The 16,345-nt window shown below is 59.2% G+C and carries 17 protein-coding genes; 1 reads left to right on the top strand and 16 read right to left on the bottom strand.

Features of this window, described 5'->3' with window-relative positions; translation table 11 throughout:
* Nucleotides 1-14: 14 nt before the first annotated feature.
* The 10 genes from GOW09_RS09590 to GOW09_RS09545 form a co-directional block, all read right to left on the bottom strand.
* On the bottom strand, nt 15-752 hold the full coding sequence (locus tag GOW09_RS09590) for an EamA family transporter (protein WP_171117716.1): 738 nt from the start codon (nt 750-752) through the stop codon (nt 15-17).
* A 53-nt stretch (nt 753-805) separates the two neighbouring features.
* Nucleotides 806-1,705 (bottom strand): EamA family transporter, encoded by a 900-nt coding sequence (locus tag GOW09_RS09585; protein WP_171117715.1) that lies wholly within the window; start codon nt 1,703-1,705, stop codon nt 806-808.
* Nucleotides 1,706-1,729: 24 nt separating this feature from the next.
* Nucleotides 1,730-1,879, bottom strand: coding sequence for a hypothetical protein (locus GOW09_RS09580; protein ID WP_171117713.1), 150 nt, complete (start codon nt 1,877-1,879; stop codon nt 1,730-1,732).
* Nucleotides 1,880-1,891: 12 nt separating this feature from the next.
* Nucleotides 1,892-2,530 (bottom strand): DsbA family protein, encoded by a 639-nt coding sequence (locus GOW09_RS09575; protein WP_171117711.1) that lies wholly within the window; start codon nt 2,528-2,530, stop codon nt 1,892-1,894.
* Nucleotides 2,530-3,153, bottom strand: coding sequence for an NAD(P)H:quinone oxidoreductase (gene wrbA, locus GOW09_RS09570; protein WP_171117708.1), 624 nt, complete (start codon nt 3,151-3,153; stop codon nt 2,530-2,532). The genes GOW09_RS09575 and wrbA overlap by 1 nt, the downstream gene beginning before the upstream one ends.
* A gap of 107 nt (nt 3,154-3,260) precedes the next feature.
* Nucleotides 3,261-4,148 (bottom strand): LysR family transcriptional regulator, encoded by an 888-nt coding sequence (locus GOW09_RS09565; protein ID WP_171117706.1) that lies wholly within the window; start codon nt 4,146-4,148, stop codon nt 3,261-3,263.
* A gap of 335 nt (nt 4,149-4,483) precedes the next feature.
* Complete coding sequence (locus GOW09_RS09560; RefSeq protein WP_171117704.1) at nt 4,484-5,878, bottom strand: alpha/beta fold hydrolase; 1,395 nt, start codon at nt 5,876-5,878, stop codon at nt 4,484-4,486.
* A gap of 643 nt (nt 5,879-6,521) precedes the next feature.
* Nucleotides 6,522-7,307 carry a hypothetical protein gene (locus GOW09_RS09555; RefSeq protein WP_170592131.1) on the bottom strand — a complete coding sequence of 262 codons (786 nt, stop codon included), beginning with the start codon at nt 7,305-7,307 and terminating at the stop codon, nt 6,522-6,524.
* A gap of 47 nt (nt 7,308-7,354) precedes the next feature.
* Nucleotides 7,355-9,028, bottom strand: coding sequence for a sulfatase-like hydrolase/transferase (locus GOW09_RS09550; RefSeq protein WP_170386664.1), 1,674 nt, complete (start codon nt 9,026-9,028; stop codon nt 7,355-7,357).
* Nucleotides 9,029-9,042: 14 nt separating this feature from the next.
* A complete protein-coding gene (locus GOW09_RS09545) occupies nt 9,043-9,198 on the bottom strand; it encodes a hypothetical protein (RefSeq protein WP_170380012.1) in 156 nt (51 codons plus the stop codon).
* 106 nt (nt 9,199-9,304) lie between these two features.
* Here GOW09_RS09545 and GOW09_RS09540 point away from each other — a divergent pair, with 106 nt between their 5' ends.
* Nucleotides 9,305-10,261 carry an AraC family transcriptional regulator gene (locus tag GOW09_RS09540; protein ID WP_171117702.1) on the top strand — a complete coding sequence of 319 codons (957 nt, stop codon included), beginning with the start codon at nt 9,305-9,307 and terminating at the stop codon, nt 10,259-10,261.
* 434 nt (nt 10,262-10,695) lie between these two features.
* Here the strand turns inward: GOW09_RS09540 and GOW09_RS09535 are convergent, their stop codons facing one another.
* From GOW09_RS09535 to GOW09_RS09510, 6 genes are all read right to left on the bottom strand, one after another.
* On the bottom strand, nt 10,696-10,944 hold the full coding sequence (locus GOW09_RS09535; RefSeq protein WP_171117700.1) for a hypothetical protein: 249 nt from the start codon (nt 10,942-10,944) through the stop codon (nt 10,696-10,698).
* A gap of 43 nt (nt 10,945-10,987) precedes the next feature.
* Nucleotides 10,988-11,706 (bottom strand): IS5 family transposase gene (locus GOW09_RS09530; protein WP_171117698.1). Its coding sequence is split into 2 segments (ribosomal slippage): nt 10,988-11,379 and nt 11,379-11,706, totalling 720 coding nucleotides; the frame shifts between segments, so codons are not numbered across the junction.
* A gap of 746 nt (nt 11,707-12,452) precedes the next feature.
* Nucleotides 12,453-13,232 carry a heme ABC transporter ATP-binding protein gene (locus GOW09_RS09525; protein ID WP_171117696.1) on the bottom strand — a complete coding sequence of 260 codons (780 nt, stop codon included), beginning with the start codon at nt 13,230-13,232 and terminating at the stop codon, nt 12,453-12,455.
* Nucleotides 13,233-14,306, bottom strand: a complete 1,074-nt coding sequence (locus GOW09_RS09520; protein WP_171117693.1) for an iron ABC transporter permease — start codon at nt 14,304-14,306, stop codon at nt 13,233-13,235. It abuts the gene before it with no gap.
* Complete coding sequence (locus tag GOW09_RS09515; protein WP_254442711.1) at nt 14,303-15,151, bottom strand: hemin ABC transporter substrate-binding protein; 849 nt, start codon at nt 15,149-15,151, stop codon at nt 14,303-14,305. The genes GOW09_RS09520 and GOW09_RS09515 overlap by 4 nt, the downstream gene beginning before the upstream one ends.
* Entirely contained in the window at nt 15,151-16,203 is a 1,053-nt protein-coding gene (locus GOW09_RS09510) for a hemin-degrading factor (protein ID WP_171117688.1), read from the bottom strand. The genes GOW09_RS09515 and GOW09_RS09510 overlap by 1 nt, the downstream gene beginning before the upstream one ends.
* Nucleotides 16,204-16,345: the final 142 nt, after the last annotated feature.

Genomic DNA, 16,345 nt, shown 5'->3' with positions numbered 1-16,345 from the left:
TGGCAACGCATGTATCAATGAGGCGGATGGTCCGCAGCCGTTGGCCGATGGTGCAAACGGGTTGCGATCAAAACACCACTGACAATCAACGCACCACCGACGCCTTGATAGGTCTGAATGTCCATGCCCTTTGCAGCCACGGCTTCGACCGCAACGAATATCGGCACGAGATAGGCAAATAGAGAAGCTGTCGAAGCACCGACTTCGTTTGTACCAAAATTTATCAGGTGGAGGTAGATAGCACCCATGCCAACACCAATGAACAGGATCGATCCCCAGACCTGCCAAGAGTAGTCCAATGGCTGAGATGTACCAGCTTCATGTATCACAATGAACGGCAGCAGGACGACAATGCCAACAACGAATATCACGAATAAACCTTCATCTGGCGTAGGGTGCATGCGCCATTTCTTCAGAAGAACCAAATACAGCCCGCGGCAGGCATTGGAGGCTATCATCAAAAGAAAGGCGAGCGCGGGCGCATCGGCCAGAATATCCGCGCGGACCAAAACCATCCACCCGGTCATGAGCCCCATGAGACTGACAGCGATCAACACGATCTGGATCAGCCGGAAGACCATGGCCGAAAGCGCCAGGCCCGGCGCTATGGCGCGAAAGATCCGGTAGAGCAGAATGGCCAGAGCGGCATCGCTGAGATCGATCAGGGGCGCGCGCAGGCCAAGTTCGGCACCAAAGCCCGTCATGATGATCGCGAGGTAAAACAGCCCCGGCGAGCCATATCTCGCACGCAAGATCGGGGGTGAGGGTAAGCTTGGGCATTGGGACCGTCCTTATTGACACCTGGTCAGACATTTCTTGCAAGCACCGGCCTGTGCCGCGCGAATGTAGCACGGGCGCTGGTCCGGTTCGCGCGCTGCCCCGCCCAGACGGAGGCAAGGACGATGACCGCGCCCAAGCCCTGCAGGGGTAAGAGCGACTGCCCAAGCACCACCCAGCCCAGGAAAACCGCAGTAACGGGGCTCATCATGCCCAACATGGCGACGGCACCGGGCTCGATCCGGGCGACACCCCGGAACCAGAGCGCATAGGTGGCTGCCGCGCCGATGAGGCCAAGCCAGACCAGCCCGGCCAGGTTCGTCGCCGTCAGCGGCGGCAAGGGCGGTTCGATGATCAGTGCGAACGGCAAAAGGACAAGCCCCCCGGCGGTCAGCTGCCACGCGGTGAAGCTCAGCGCCGAGACGGGCGGCTGCCACTTGCGGCTGAGCACGGTACCCGCCGCCATGGAGGCGGCACCGCCCAGACCCGCGGCGACACCGATGGGATCGAGTGCGGCCTCGGGTCCGATCAACAGCAGTGCGACGCCCAATATGCCGGTTGCCGCCGCGGCGACCGCGCCAGCCCGGATCGGTGTGCCGAGCCAGCCGCGCGCCATGAGAATGACCATCATCGCCTGCAGCGATCCGAGCGTCGCCGCGACTCCGCCCGGCAGCCGATAGGCGGCCACGAACAGAAGCACCCAGAACAGGGCGAAGTTGAAGCTGCCGAGCAGGAAGGCGCGGCCAAGCCATGCGCGTGGCGGCAGGCAGCGCGTGAGGGCAAGCAGGAGCAGGCCAGCGGGCAGCGCGCGCAGCGCGGCAAGGGTCACGGGATAGCCCACCGGCAGCGCCTCGGTGGTGACAATATAGGTGCTGCCCCAGATCGCCGGGGCGAGCGCCGTGAGAAGAATGTCGCTGGTGCGTGACATGGATCGTATCTCCTTGTTCGGGGCTCACCAGAGCAGGTGATGGGGCAGCCGGGGTGGTCTGGCGCAGGCATCAAGGCCGATATCGCGCCGCATGTGCGGCGAGAGATCCTGTGCCAATTCGCACAACCTGCGGCGGTGGATCCGGCTGCGCGAAAGACGGGCGAAAGAGGTCATGAGGGTCTCCTTTCAGGCGACAAGGCGGAGGGCAGCGCGGAGCTGTGCGGCAAGGTCTTCCCGCGGTCCGTTGACGAGGCGCGCGCCTGTTTCGCGCACGATGAGCGTGGGAATGGAGTGGACCTGAAGAGCGCGGGCCAGTTGCCTATCGGCTTCGACGACCCGGGCCGTGTGTGGATCGTCGAACGCATCGCCAAAGACAGTCGCCTCGAACCCGAGATCCCGTGCCACTGCCAGAACGGTTTCGGGGTCGGCAATATTGCGGGCTTCGCCCAGATGAGCTCGTTGCAGGCAGTCGAACATGTCCCAATGTGCGGCTTGCCCGCCAATGCGTTCGGCGGCCTTGCAGCCGAGGGCGGCGATCATACCGTGGGGATAGTCGAAGGGCGCTGCCCGCATGGCGTCGATATCGACAAGCTCCGGCCGGTCGCCGACCTGGCGGCAGGCGTCCCAGTGGCCAAGGATGGTCTCGCGGGCGTCTTCGGGTGCGCCCCAGCGTGCGGCCATCTCGGCGCGGCTGGCCTGCAGGACGAAGGTTCGGTGCCGGATATCGAGATCGAACTCCTCCGCAAGCCCGCGCATCCGCGACGAGATGTTGAAGCACCAGCAGCAGACGACGTCGTGAAAGAAATCTATTGTAAGGGACGGCATCACGCGGCCTCCTCTTGCCAATCCGCCCCGGCAAGGCGCACGGCGATCCGGGCGACATGCGCGCCCTGGAAGCGCGCCCCGGCAAGATCGGTCCCGGATGGTGCACGCGACCCGTCGGCTCCGGCGATGGTGCCCGCGCCATAGGGCGCGCCGCCCACGATTTCCTCGCCCGCCCTCTGACCAGCAAAGGTATAGGGCATGCCCGCGATCAGCATTCCGAAATGCTGCAACGGGATCTGGGTCGAGAGCAGCGTCGCCTCGTGCCCGCCATGCTGCGAGCCGGTAGAGGCGAAGACGGCCGCGACCTTGCCGACCAGCGCGTTCCGCGCCCAGAGGCCGCCCGCTTGGTCGAGAAAAGACTTCATCTGCCCGGCCATCATCCCGAACAGCGTTGGGGTGCCGAAGATGATGGCGTCGTAGCTTTCCAGATCGGCGGGAGACGCAACCGGGGTCTCGTCGGCCGCGAACCCGGCCTTCTGCCGGATCTCCTCGGGGACGGTTTCGGGCACGCGCCGCAGATCGACATGGGTGCCGGGCACCGAGCGCGCGCCTTCGGCCTCGGCCTCGGCAAGCGCGCGGACATGGCCATAGCTGGAATAGTAGAGAACAAGAACACGGGTCATGGGATCCTCTCAGTGTTTCGGGTTTCGTCACCTGAGAAGATCGGCGATGAGGCGGCCCGGAATAACCGGACCGCTCTCAATTCACTCTTTACGTGGATTGAAGAATGTCAGGGGTGCAGCGCGGCGCGCAAGTGATCGAGAAACGCCGTCACTTTCGCATCCATGCCGAGGCGCGAGGCCGTCAATGCGTAGATTTCAGGCGCTGGCAGTTCCCAATCGGGCAGTACGCGGACCAGCTCGCCGCGCGCGACCGCATCCTTTGACACGAAATCCGGCAAGGTGCCGATTCCCTGGCCGGCAATCAGCAGATCGCGCAGGACAAGGCTGTTGCCGACGCGGATGGGCGGATCAAGGTCCACGGTCACCGTTTCGGACGGACCGTGAAGGGTCCAGGCGATGAGGTGATCGGCCAGCAAAAAGCCGATGACACGGTGATCGGCAACGTCCAGCGGCGTTTCTGGAGCACCGACGCTGTCTAAATAGGACGGCGCGGCAAAGACCTGTTGCCGCATCGTCCCCAGCTTGCGGGCCACAAGCGCGGAATCCGGCATCGCCGCCCGGATCCGGATCGACACATCGAAGCCTCCCTCCACCATGTCGATCACCCGGTCATCCATCGAAAGCGTTAGGCGCAGATCGGGATAGGCGTCGAAAAACCCCGGCAGGATCGGCGCAATGACGGTCTGACCGAAGGAACTGGAGGCGTTCACCTTGAGATGACCGCGTATCGCCCCGGCGCCGTCACGGATGCGCGTCTCGACCTGGGACACGGCATCAAGGATACCTGATGCTTCCTCGTAGAAGAGTTGGCCAGCATCGGTGAGTGACATTGAACGCGTTGTGCGGGTGAGCAATACCGTGCCAAGGCTCTCCTCCAAAAGCTTTATCTCGCGGCTTAGAAGAGCGGGAGAAACCCCGAGATCCTCCGCTGCACGCGCAAAGCTGCCTCGCTCGACAATGCGGCGGAAGGCGTTCATGACAGAGAGCTTGTCCATTGTTGCTTTCGACCAGTCCAACTGAAACGCTGCCTTGTGCGAGCGATCAAGTCGAGGAATACCATGAATGCGGATCTCGTGCGAACAGGCCGCAAGACTGCTCGGCTGTCAATTCGCCTCCCTCTTAGAGGATACCATATCTGCAAAACCCGCCAAACCGATGATCCGCATTCGAACCATGAACAAAGACCACCGGCTCACCTTCGGCGTATTGTGCGTAGGATAGCCTGACTGCACTTATTGCAACTCTGTGTTCCATTACTCTGGCGAGGTACTCTTGTAGCATTTGTTTTGAGAGATATAGCGCCAGACCCAAAGGCACTTGGAGCAATAATTCAGCTGTGTTCAGCCAAGAAAGCCAGGGCATCCCTCTCAAAACGTGGCCATTCCGGGTCGTTGTCCGGGATGGTATGGTTCGAGCTTTCGTAGGCGATGAACTTCGCGTTGGGCAATCCCTTTGCAAACAATCGTCCTTGTTCGACCGGTTGCATCCTGTCGCCGGTCCCATGGCAAACAAGGCACGGCACCTCGACCTTGGACAATATCGGTGAGATATCGATGTTATCAATCACGCTGCGATACCGCCCCATGTTTTCGGGTGAAATCATCTTTCGCATATCTTCGGCATATTGCCGCCGTTCTTCTTGGCTTGCGCCCGGCACGATGATTTGCGCCATTAAGTCACGCAGAGACGGATAATCATCGTCCCACCCGGCAGTCATCATTTGCTTAATTGCGTTGGCGCGTTCCACATCTTTTTGCGATGTTCTTTTTGCCCGACCAACGGGGAACCCACCTATCATTACGATCGCAGACACGCGGTCAGGTCGGCGCGCCGCGAATGCGGCTGCTACTGCGGACCCCTGCGATATCGCAAGGATCGGCGCGCGCTTGATACCCGCTGCGTCGAAAACGGTTTCCAAGTCATCAACGAACCGTTCGAACGTGCAGGTTTCTGCATCCCAGTCGGATAGACCGTTGAGCCGTGCATCAAAACGGACCAAACGATGTCGACTAGCGATGGATGTGTAAATTGGAGCTTTCCCCGGATTGCGCCAGTCAAGTTCCAAGTGTCCAATCCAGCTTGGCGCCTTTACGACCGGAGGACCGTCCCCAACTGAGCTCCAGGCCAGACTAATGTTGTCGTCTGTCTTACAATAGCGAATTTCCTGTGTTTTGGCGAAGTTAGCGCGCGATTTGGACACATGTTCATCGGTGAAGTTGATCGACAAAACTTCGATCGGCTGTTCAATGCCTTTGAACGTATGCAGCCCTTCTCGGCGTAATCGTTTGGCGTAATCCGCTCCGGCAAGATCACAAAGTACCTTTGAGGCCAGAATGCCCCCGGGTTCAGCTGCCGATTGGAGCCGCGCAGCGATGTTAACGCCGTCTCCGAAGATATCTTCGCCATCGACGGTAACGTCGCCGACATGCAAACCCGCTCTAAGCTGGATACGTTCCGGAACCAGATAGTGATGGTCTGGCTCTCTTAACTCGGTTTGAATCGCAATTGCCGCTTCTAAAGCGTTCCCTGCTGACGGAAATTCAATCAATGCTCCATCGCCCAACAGTTTGACCACCCGGCCATTTTTTTGTTCAACGATCGGCGTTACCAGATCGCGGTACAAGGTGTTCAGTGTTTTGAGAAGTAGCTTGGAGCCGCCCTGCATCATCCGACTGAAGCCGACGACATCGAGAGACACGATTGCAGCAAGGCGGCGTTGACTCATGGTTACTTCCCGCAAGTTGGCTCGAAAACACTACCACGTTCATAGGTTGTTAGAACCGGCAACTTGCCTAATACCTGTGAACGTGCGGTGGAAAGATCGGTAGCTAAGGTCTCGAATCGTCGGAAGACGTGTGGAGGCGATTATTCAAAAGGTATGCCTATCGGTTTTCTCAGGGAACGGCGGGTTTGTCCGCGGAGCAGACACTTGTCGGGATTGCGCCAATGACGGCTTCGAGCCCACTTCGACCGATGCTGCTCTATGCCCCAATGACAGCAATGCGCAGACAGCGGACTTTGCAAAGTCTTGGGTACAGATCGTAATAGAAGTCTCTTTTCTCAGAACTCTGGGCCTAAGCATCGCTGGTTGGGGATTAGAAGCGCGAACAACGGATTCAGTTTCAAGGTTCAAATCCATCTCAGCGGATCGCCTAGAGACTATTGATCTTCCCCGAGTTCAGAGCGGAGCGACCAGATAGAATGATGCGGCGCGAGTGACGCCAATTTATTTCCTACCAACCCGGCGCGGGCAGGGATTGGCTCAAGGCAGTTCCAGGAAGGGTCAAGATAGGCGCAGAATACAAATGGCTGAACAGAGTTCTGGACTGTGACATAGATGATCTTCGCCGAGGTTGGGTGTGGGTGGACTAGTAGTTGAAACGCAAACCCAAGCCGGCACCTTTATCGTAGGGGCGGTCGGAACCTATACCGATTAGGAAATCAGCATAAATTGCGATGCCAGGACTGAGGTTCTTGCCAATCTGGAACTCAGCGGTCGCTGGCCAAGCATCGTTCTCCCAGTCATATGGTGCTTTGATGTCAGCCTTGGCCCAGTACCCATCGCCAAACGGTTGTAGCGCAATCAACCGCATCGCGGTTTGGTTTATGTCCGTCGGGCCATTGTATGAAGCAAAATGCTGGAGCAGTGGGATCAGCGTCAGCCCTGATTTTGTGTTTGCAAAGGCGAACCCGCCAAAAGGCGCAATTTGATCGGACCCGGTTCCGATCCCTTTTTCCGGGTCGCCAAAGTCCAGAATCCACTCCAGACCAATGGCCGACTTGATGGCCCACGTTTCGTTGAGCGGTCTCTGAGAAGGGAAATAGATCGCTTTGAGGCTCAATTTCTCGAAGTCAGTGAACCGAGTTCCAGTCACATCCGTTGAGTTGTAGTGCAACTCATATTTCAGTTTCAGATCAGGCCGCAGCATGTATGCGCCATCTATAAAGGCGTCCTGCTTGTCAGCACCGTTGCCCAAATCAAAATACTGATACCGGATGTCCGTGTTATTAACTGCGGCCAAAGGGTTTGAAGCGTTTTCATCGGCGATTGCTGGGGCCGCAACAATGCCAGTCGCCAATGCAAGGACAAGCGCTTGGATTTTCATATTGTTTCCAGAATTTTTGTTGTGGATGCCAAGCCCCACATCAAGCATATCATTATCTGATGCGGGGCTTGCATTACTCTTATCAGCTTCACCCTTTAGTCGGGCTGAATGTCCCGCTTGGCGACAAAGGCATCCACCGCTGCGACGGTTTCAGGACGAAGGTTCACGATACCTTCATAGGGACGTCCAGTCGCGGCCGGTTGATCGGGGTACATTTCCTTAAATTTCAGGTGGCGGGCAATAATGCGGTTAAACTCATGTCCAGCCCATGCTCCGATCTCGGTCGATACGCTCTGTTCTTCGCGGGGGTCGCGGAACAGGTTGTAGAACTTGGCCACGATAGCATTTTCACCTTTGGCCGGAACTTTGAGTTTGATGTGTTCCTTTACCACCTCTTTCAGCGAATTGATCGAGTAGATCAGTACATGATCCCTGCGCCCATGCGTATCGCCAATAAACATCAGGGACGTCTGATCGACACCGTCAATGATCCGGTCGCGGGGGATGGCATCCATCGCTCCGCCGATACGCGCAATTGACGTGAACAAATCAGAGATATGAATAATGTCAGATACAATCGAGTCTCCCTCGATCAAGCCGGGCAGGCGGGCGAACGCATCCACCCGAACGCCTCCTTCAGACGTATCGGCCTTGCCGCCCCGGAAGACCAGCGGCGAAAACCCACTGCCGGGGGCATATTTGGTGAAGTGACCGTTGTCGCCCATCAAAACGATCAGGGTATTGTCCCTAAGCCCCAGCGCATCGACTTCGTTCAGAATGACCCCGATCCATTCATCCAGCTCTTCCATGCTTTCAACGAATGTACCGCCGTTGGGTGTCGTGAACGCCTCTCTCGTCGTGCGCGTTGTCGACAGAGGGACAAGCGGCCAGTATTGCAGGAAGAACGGTTCATCCCGTTCTGCTAGCAGGCGCAACTGTTCCATCGCCTGTGCCTGATAGCGGATGTTCATTTCATTATATTTGTCCTGGGTCCATTTCTCACCCGGTTCCATATGGACTTCGCGGACCTCCCCGCCAATAACAGCTTCGAGGCCGGTAATCATGTGTCCCGGATCAGGGCGAAACCAATCATCCAGCGTGTATTTGGAGTTGTAGTTGTCTTCCCCTATGGCCATGGTGATTTCTTCCTTGGCTGCATCTTCGTTGAAGATGGCCAACTGGCCCTGCTGATGGATGGGGAACGCGGCGTAGTCAAAGCCCTGATAAGTAGGCCAGGATTCCTGAATGTCGCCCATGTGCCATTTGCCAACATGCGAGGTGTTGTAGCCTACGGATTTCAGAACTTCGGCAATTGTGACTTCTTCATCGGCAAGGCCAAAACCTGAAATATCGACGGCGGTATCGCCCATCCCATTGCGATACGGCTGGCGACCCGTCATGAAGGCGACCCGCGACGGTGTGCAGGACGGCTCGGTATACATGCGCGCAAACCGCATGCTTTCCTCTGCGAGCGCGTTGATATTGGGCGTCGAATACCCGCGTATCGCGTTCATCTCGGGCATACCCATGTCGCCAAAACCCATATCGTCAATAAGGATGTAGAAGATGTTTGGAGGGTTCCCTCCGTTTTTCTCACGAAAATCGGCCAGCAGTTGGTCAACCTGTGCGTCGTTCTCGACCCAAACGGCTTCGTTTTGCTGCTTCAGCACATAGTATTCCGCATCATGCACGATATTGCTGTCCTGAGCTGCCGCCGTGATAGCGGAGCCGGCAAAGACCAGCGCGGAGAGGAACAGTTTTGATTTCATGAGATACCCCTGTTTCATGATTTACTTGTTTTCAGACCTTCAAGGATCAGATGATGGCAAAAGGTTGAAAGGGAGAGTTCGCTGTCTTCAGCCTGGGAGCGCAACAACTCTTTTTCGCTTTTGGTTAGCAGCGTTACGACGCGTTCGGTGCGCGCAGTATCGTCAGGCAACGATGGGCGTCCGAATCTCTTCCCTCTCGATTTGTCTGCTTTGTCTTGCAATTGTCCACGCCTACATATTCGAATAACATTTCATGAAAACTACCTGCGGGGCGGAATGGACGACATCAAAAAACGATCAGCCCCCAAAAAAACCTGCGCCCCAAACACTTTTTTTTTGCAGGACCCTTCGCAATTCCGCAAGCTGTCCCAATGGGATGTCGAGCTACGCCAAATTGAAGAGGGAACTATGAACTCTTCGGTATCCGTTTGGGCAGGTCTTGACCTTCAAATGATTGATTTGTCGTTTGATAAGGCTGTGTACCAAACCGGTGTTTCTCGCCCTGACATTCTAGCGTTTGGCTTACCAGACAAAGGGAGTGTACGGACTTGGCTTAACGGCTCACCCTCAGACACCGCTCTGATGAATTTTGGTAGCGGAGACCCTTTTGAAGGCGTGAGCAATTCAACGCTCACAGGCCTGACCTTTGGCATCGACATCCGAAGGGCTCAACGGATCGCCGACGATTGCGGTCTTGATATCAGCACCGTGCGAAATGACGCTATAAGATCTTTCGTTAGCGACGCTGGCAAGCTTCATTCCTTAGTCAAAAACAAAGCGCGCTTTCTAATTGGATCAGCGGCCGGACCAAGCTCTGATAGTGAAGAGAGTGATATGATCTTAGAGCTTCTGGAAATGCTGGTGGTAGGCGAAAAATGGAGTGATCGGCGAAACAGTAAAAATAGAACCCGTTTAGCACAACAAGCCGTTGAGTTCATGCGGGCCCATTTGATGGATAACGTGTCAATCGGTGAAGTATGTGCAGATATTCAGGTATCCGCATGCACTCTTCGTCGCGCGTTTCAGGAAACATATGGGGTGAGCCCCAAGCAGTTTTATCTAAGAGCCCGTCTCGGTGCTGTGCGCCATGAACTGGTATCCTGCTCGCCAGAGGAGAGTATATCGGACATCGCAAACGCTTACGGATTTTGGCACATGGGTCAGTTCGCGCGAGACTACAGAGCACTCTTTGGACAACTGCCGACACAAACGTTGTCAGGCAAAATGAACTGAAACAGAGCTTGGCAACAGTCTTTGGCGCAAAGTTTGTGTTAAGCAATTGTAGTTGCGGAGCCACTGTCAGAGTTCAGTGGCTAGCGACGCTGAGACCTTGGCGGTACGCGGCCTAACTTGTCCGCAACACGAGAATTGCAAAGTCGGATTTTGTAGGTCCGCTTCGGGCTGATTGTGGTCCTTTAGAGCAAGAATGCGGATGGCTGCAAAGTCCGCAAACCTGAAATTGCATAACTTGGATCTGAAGGTCTGCTTTGGGCTGCCTCCAGTCATAGGCACGGGAAGCAGCGAAGGTCGACTGAATTGAGCCCAAACCAGCAGATTGCTGCACCTTCTTCGAATGTCCGCTTCCGGACTGCCGCCCAGGGTAAAGAAACAGACTATCTCGATAATGCGGCGAACGGCATCAAAGTCCACCTTACAAATTGGCAACGCTATTGGAGTGCTTTAGTCAATGCAGAGACCAGCGCGTTCGGATCTTCCTCCATGCGGGGGAGAAGTACTGTTCTCACGACGTCGTTCAATGCCCTATCCGCTTGGGCAGCGGCTGGGTCATCGTGATCGACGACGACTTCGAATGCTTCAGTGGCGGTTAAGATTGCGCCCGGCACATGCGCCATGCCCTGCAGCAATGCGCTAATACCCAATTGTTCCACTTGGTTGCTATTACGCTCCAGACTCATTGATTTACAGCCAGAATAGGACTGTAGCAGCGAGAGCGATGGCCTAGAGGAATACCTTTGGGTATCTGTCATATCGGGTGGCGACGCGCAGCCAATCCTTCAGGCGTCCGATCATGATTTCAATGCGGTAGCGTCGTTTGTAGCGGCGCTTATCGTATCGGACAGGCTTGTCGCGCGACTTTCGACCTGGGATACAGGGCTTTATTCCCCTGTCATTAAGGGCTTCGCGGAACCAGTCTGCGTCATAGCCTCGATCTCCCAGCAGCCAGTCAGCCGATGGTAGACTATTTACCAGAGCCCTGGCGCCCGTGTAAACGCTCACCTGGCCAGCGGATATGAAGAAGCGGATGGGGCGTCCGAGGCTGTCAGTAACGGCGTGCGGTTTCGTATTCATGCCACCCTTGGTGCGCCCTATCAGCCTGCCACGCCCCCCTTCTTCAACCTCTGGCTGGAAGCCGTGCGGTGCGCTTTGAGGTAGGTTGCGTCAATCATAATGGTCTTCTGATCGGTTCCCTCCGCAGCCAGCCCGTTCATGATCCGAGCGAACACACCCATATCGCTCCATCGTTTCCAGCGATTGTACAGCGTCTTTGACGGACCATACTCGCGAGGCGCATCGGACCAACGCAGCCCATTGCGGTTGATGAAGATAATCCCACTCAGTACGCGTCGATCATCAACCCTCGGCTTACCATAGCTCTTGGGAAAGTAAGGCTGAAGCCGCGCCATCTGCTCATCGGTCAGCCAGAATAGATTGCTCATGTTATACCCCTGAAACTCACGGACATGAATCACGTAGGCGGGAAAGCGGCAACCAAATTAATAGGTCCAGAACCTAGCCAGCGATCTTGTCGTGCGGCAACGGACACAGCTCAGCAACACGCTACGCAGCACGTTGGGCGAATTCGGCATCGTGATTGCCCAGGGGATTGAGAGCACCGTGAAATTTGCATAGGCGGCGCTTGAAGGAGATCACCCAAGCATTCCTGAAGTCGCCATGGATATCATGTCGAACCTGTGCAATCAGATGGTCGCCCTGCATCTGCGTATCCTCTAGTACGACAAACGCATCCTGCTTGAAGGTCGAAGTGACACGCCCAAACCAACTGAATTTCGCCCAGGGACTTTCAACCCCCGAGCACAGAACGTACTGAAAACACTCACTCACGGTTAAACCGCCACCGTAGTATAGTGACCAGGTTTGCCGAAAGCGTGACAATCGTGGGGAAGAGTGAAGTCGGAATTCCGGAATATGCTGCGCAACGACAAAGCGCCGGTTGTGTTGCAAAATTTTGGAACGATCAGAGTAAGCGTCTTACCAATCACACTTATCCTGCGATCTCAGCAAACACCCGAAAGCCAGAGGTGGCTGGGCCGGGCCGATCGCGAAACCGAGCACCCCGACGCGACCTTCCTGTTCTACCGGATCGCCTTCAACACAGCCGATGCGGCCGAGCAGGCCCCCGGGACGCACCCTCCTATCCGGTGGTGCAGGTCTGGCCGGGGCGCTAGGGCACCCGCGCCTGCGGCAGGATGAACGGAACGCCGCTTGTGGGCAGGGTGCTGACCGGCAGATCGATGCCATAGACCTGCCGCATCACATCGTCGGTCAAGACCTCTGAAACCGTGCCGGTGCGCCAGAGCTTTCCGTTCGACAGCACGCAGACCTTGTCGGCGAACAATGCGGTCAGGTTCAGGTCATGCATCACGACCACGACGCCGCCGCCTTGATCGGCGAATTCGCGCGCGATGCGCAGAACCGTGAACTGATGCGCGATGTCCAGGCTGGCTACGGGTTCGTCCAGCAACAGCCAGCGCGGCCGGTCGCGCCGCACCGAGCTCCAGACCTGGGTCAGAACGCGCGCGAGCTGCACGCGTTGCTGCTCGCCGCCGGACAGGTTATGGTAAGAGCGCGGCTCGAACCCCGCAAGATCGACATGCGCCAGGGCGCGCGACGGCAAGGCGTCGTCGCCGTCGGCCAGGCCGCCGGGCAGGCCCAGCCGTACGACTTCCAGCGCCGTGAAGGGAAAGGCGACCGCCGAGGATTGCGGAAGAACGCCCCGCATCGCCGCCAGTTCCCAGGGCTGCAGGGCCGCGATGTCGAGGCCGTTCAGGGTGATCCGGCCGGTGTTCGGGATGTCGCCCGACAGCGCCCTGAGCAAGGTGGATTTGCCCGAGCCGTTGGGCCCGATGATCGCGGTGACCTGTCCGGGTTCGGCCAGACAATCCACATCGCGCAGGATCTGCTTGCGCCCGATGCGGACGCCGACATTTTCAGCTTTCATCATTCACATTCCCATCGATCCGTGGCGGCGCAGCAGGATCCAGAAGAACACCGGCGCGCCCAGAATGGCCGTGACGATGCCGATCGGCAGCTCGGCCGGGGCCACGATCACCCGGCTGATCATGTCGGCGGCCAGCAACAGGGCCGCGCCCAGCAAGGCCGCATTCACCAGCAGCCGGTGGTGATCGGGGCCGGTACTCAGCCGCAGCAGATGCGGCACGACGATGCCGATGAACCCGATCCCGCCCGACACGGCCACGGCCGCGCCGGTGGCGGCGGCCACCGTCAGGATCGCGATGTTCTTGCTGCGCTGCACCGGAATGCCGATGTGACGCGCCACTGCTTCGCCCATGGCCAGGCCGTTCAGGGCGCGGGCCAGACGCTGCGCGCACAGGATCGACGCCAGTATCAAGGGCGCGGCGGTGGCGACCTTGGTCCAGGTCGCGCCGGCCAGTGACCCCATGCCCCAGAAGGTCAGATCCCGCAGCTGTTGATCGTCGGCGACGTACACCATTACCCCGGACACCGCGCCGGACAGAGCCGCCAGGGCGATACCGGCCAGCAGCATCGTGGCGACCGAGGTCTGCCCCTGGCGCGTCGAAACGCGATAGAGGATCAAGACCGACGCCCAGCCGCCCAGAAAGGCGGCAACCGCGACCAGGCCACTGCCGACCCAGGCCAGAACGGCGGCGGGCAGAAGGTTGCCGAAGACGATGGCGGTGATCGCGCCCAGCCCCGCCCCCGTGCTGACGCCGACGATGCCCGGATCCGCCAGCGGGTTTCGGAACAGCCCCTGCATCACCACGCCCGACACCGCCAGCGCCGCCCCGACCAGGATGCCCATCGCCAGCCGCGGCAGGCGGATATCCCACAGCACGATCCGGTTCAGATCCGACAGGCCCCGGCCATGCAGCAGATCTGAAACGGCCATCTTCAGCGAGGCCCCGGACGCGCCGACCGAGACGCTGGCCACGCTGGTCACGGCCAGAAGGCCGATCAGGGTCAGGGTCACCCATGTCGCCCGCGACCTGCGGGCCTCGGCGGACGGGGGCGCGCCGTTGTCCAGTGCCAGCGTCATGAGCCCCTGACGCCCCGCAATGCGGCCGACAGATCCATGACCGCGTCGGCGGTGCGCGGGCCAAAGCCCAGCAGATAGGCGCCGGGCATCCGGATCAGCGCCCGGTTTTGCCCCGCCGAGGTCAGCCGGACCGCGGGCAGCGCGAACAGCTCTTCCTCCGAGAGGATCGCCTCGCCCTGGCGCTCCATCATCAGGATCACGTCCGGCGCGGTGGCGGCCATGGCTTCGGGCGTCATCGTCTTGAAACCCGTCACATCGGCGGCCGCGTTCTTGCCTCCGGCCATCCGGATGATGGTGTCGGCCTGGGTCTCGGCCCCGCCGACGACAAACTCGCCGCCCCGTGCCGAAAGCAGGAACAGCACGTTCACCGGCGCGTCCTGCGCGGCGGACGACTCGGCCAGCGCCCGGTCCAGCCGGCGTGCGGTTTCGGCCGCCAGGGCTTCGGCCTCGGGCTCGACCCCCAGCGCAGCACCCACGGCGCGGATCTTGTCGATGACGCCATCGCGCGAGAATTCGTCGGCAATGGCGACGTAATCTACGCCGGCCTCTTGCAGCACCGCGATGGTCTCGGGCGGGCCCGACCCTTCGAGCGCCAGGATCAGGTCGGGGGCAACCGACAGCACGCCCTCGGGCGACAGGGCCCGGCGATACCCGACATCGGGCAGATCCGCCGCCTCGGGCGGCCAGGTCGAACTGCGGTCACGGCCGACCAGCCGGTGCTGCTGGCCCAGGGCATGGACGATCTCGGTCAGCGAACTGCCGATGGCGATCACGCGTTTGCTCTCGGCCTGCGCGGCCGCCGCCGAAACCAGCAAAGCCGCGCAGAGTGTCACCAGGCCCCGCATCATGCCGCTCCGGTATCGGCCGGTCCGGGCAGCGCGGCCACCAGCGCATCCCAGGCGGGGCGATGATCGGCCTCGCCGGTGCGGCGCCCGAAGATCTGCAGGATCAGGGCGCCGTCCGCATCGAAGGCCTCGACCGAGACCGCCGGGCCGCGCTGGGTCGGTTTGTCGACGGCCCAGACCTCGGCGATGTGATCGCTGCGCAGATGCAGGTTGAAGCCCGGATCCAGCACGTTGAACCACGGCCCCATCTGCTGAAGATTTTGCACCGGGCCGCCGTGGATCTCGATGCAGCCGCGGTTGCCGACGAAGATCATCACCTCGATCTGCCGGTCCCGCACCTGTTCGAACAGGCCGGTGACCGCCGCGGGATCAACCGCGCGGGCCAGCGGTTCGCCCGCGATGCGATAGGCGCCCAGCCGGTTCATCCTGAGCTTGGAAGTCAGGCGCAGGAACTGGTGCGTGTCCGTCATCTTTGCCCGTTCGCGGCGCAGCGCGTCGGCCTTGTCGGCATTGGTCTTGGGCGCTTCGGCCGGTTTGCGCGGCACGACCGCCATCGTCTGGCCTTGATCCTCGGCGGCCGATGCCCGAACCAAGCTGTCCCAGTGGCCCAGGTCTGAGCCATCCCGCAGGATGATTTTGTGAACCGCGTCCCCGGCTGCATCGAACACCTGGATCGAGCGGCGCAGACCGGCTTCGGTTTCCCGCTCGACGGCAAAGACATGGTGCCATTGCGCGGGGAACATACGCAGGTCGATTTCTTCGGTCAGCACCATCGCGGCATGCTGGCCGCTGTGGTAATTGTCGTATCGCCCGATCTTTTCGATCACGCAGGACGGGTTGCGCGTCAGCGCCGTGACCTCGCCCAAGCCGGCCAACTGGCCGAACAGCCCGTCAAGGCCGGGGGTCAGACGCGTCACGCCCTGCCCGGCAAAGGCCGCGACCAGCTGGCCCTCGCTCAACCCCAGCGATTCCGCGAAATCGCGGTCTCGCTGGCCTGTTTTCTGCGCATAGGCAGCACGAATATCCTGAGGAGCCATAAGCACCTGTTCCATAGCGGGTTTCCCGTCTTCATCGTGGTTCCAAGGGGGTGCTGGCCCGGGCGCTGATCGCAATCAGTGACCTGCTGGCAGTGCTGTATTTACAGGCACGAAATTATGTTGACTGTTTTAGTCACCTTTATTAACGAGCACAAGT

Origin of the sequence: Ruegeria sp. HKCCA5463 (genome assembly GCF_013034175.1) — a bacterium.
In the GTDB taxonomy this organism is placed as follows: domain Bacteria; phylum Pseudomonadota; class Alphaproteobacteria; order Rhodobacterales; family Rhodobacteraceae; genus Ruegeria.
This window is presented reverse-complemented; position numbering and strand designations above follow the sequence as displayed.

Coding starts and splice junctions, on each gene's coding strand:
- GOW09_RS09585 (WP_171117715.1), bottom strand. CDS start 1,705: ATGTCACGCACCAGCGACATTCTTCTCACGGCGCTCGCCCCGGCGATC.
- GOW09_RS09580 (WP_171117713.1), bottom strand. CDS start 1,879: ATGACCTCTTTCGCCCGTCTTTCGCGCAGCCGGATCCACCGCCGCAGG.
- GOW09_RS09575 (WP_171117711.1), bottom strand. CDS start 2,530: ATGCCGTCCCTTACAATAGATTTCTTTCACGACGTCGTCTGCTGCTGG.
- wrbA (WP_171117708.1), bottom strand. CDS start 3,153: ATGACCCGTGTTCTTGTTCTCTACTATTCCAGCTATGGCCATGTCCGC.
- GOW09_RS09565 (WP_171117706.1), bottom strand. CDS start 4,148: ATGGACAAGCTCTCTGTCATGAACGCCTTCCGCCGCATTGTCGAGCGA.
- GOW09_RS09560 (WP_171117704.1), bottom strand. CDS start 5,878: ATGAGTCAACGCCGCCTTGCTGCAATCGTGTCTCTCGATGTCGTCGGC.
- GOW09_RS09555 (WP_170592131.1), bottom strand. CDS start 7,307: ATGCTTGATGTGGGGCTTGGCATCCACAACAAAAATTCTGGAAACAAT.
- GOW09_RS09550 (WP_170386664.1), bottom strand. CDS start 9,028: ATGAAATCAAAACTGTTCCTCTCCGCGCTGGTCTTTGCCGGCTCCGCT.
- GOW09_RS09540 (WP_171117702.1), top strand. CDS start 9,305: ATGGACGACATCAAAAAACGATCAGCCCCCAAAAAAACCTGCGCCCCA.
- GOW09_RS09535 (WP_171117700.1), bottom strand. CDS start 10,944: ATGAGTCTGGAGCGTAATAGCAACCAAGTGGAACAATTGGGTATTAGC.
- GOW09_RS09525 (WP_171117696.1), bottom strand. CDS start 13,232: ATGATGAAAGCTGAAAATGTCGGCGTCCGCATCGGGCGCAAGCAGATC.
- GOW09_RS09520 (WP_171117693.1), bottom strand. CDS start 14,306: ATGACGCTGGCACTGGACAACGGCGCGCCCCCGTCCGCCGAGGCCCGC.
- GOW09_RS09515 (WP_254442711.1), bottom strand. CDS start 15,151: ATGCGGGGCCTGGTGACACTCTGCGCGGCTTTGCTGGTTTCGGCGGCG.
- GOW09_RS09510 (WP_171117688.1), bottom strand. CDS start 16,203: ATGGAACAGGTGCTTATGGCTCCTCAGGATATTCGTGCTGCCTATGCG.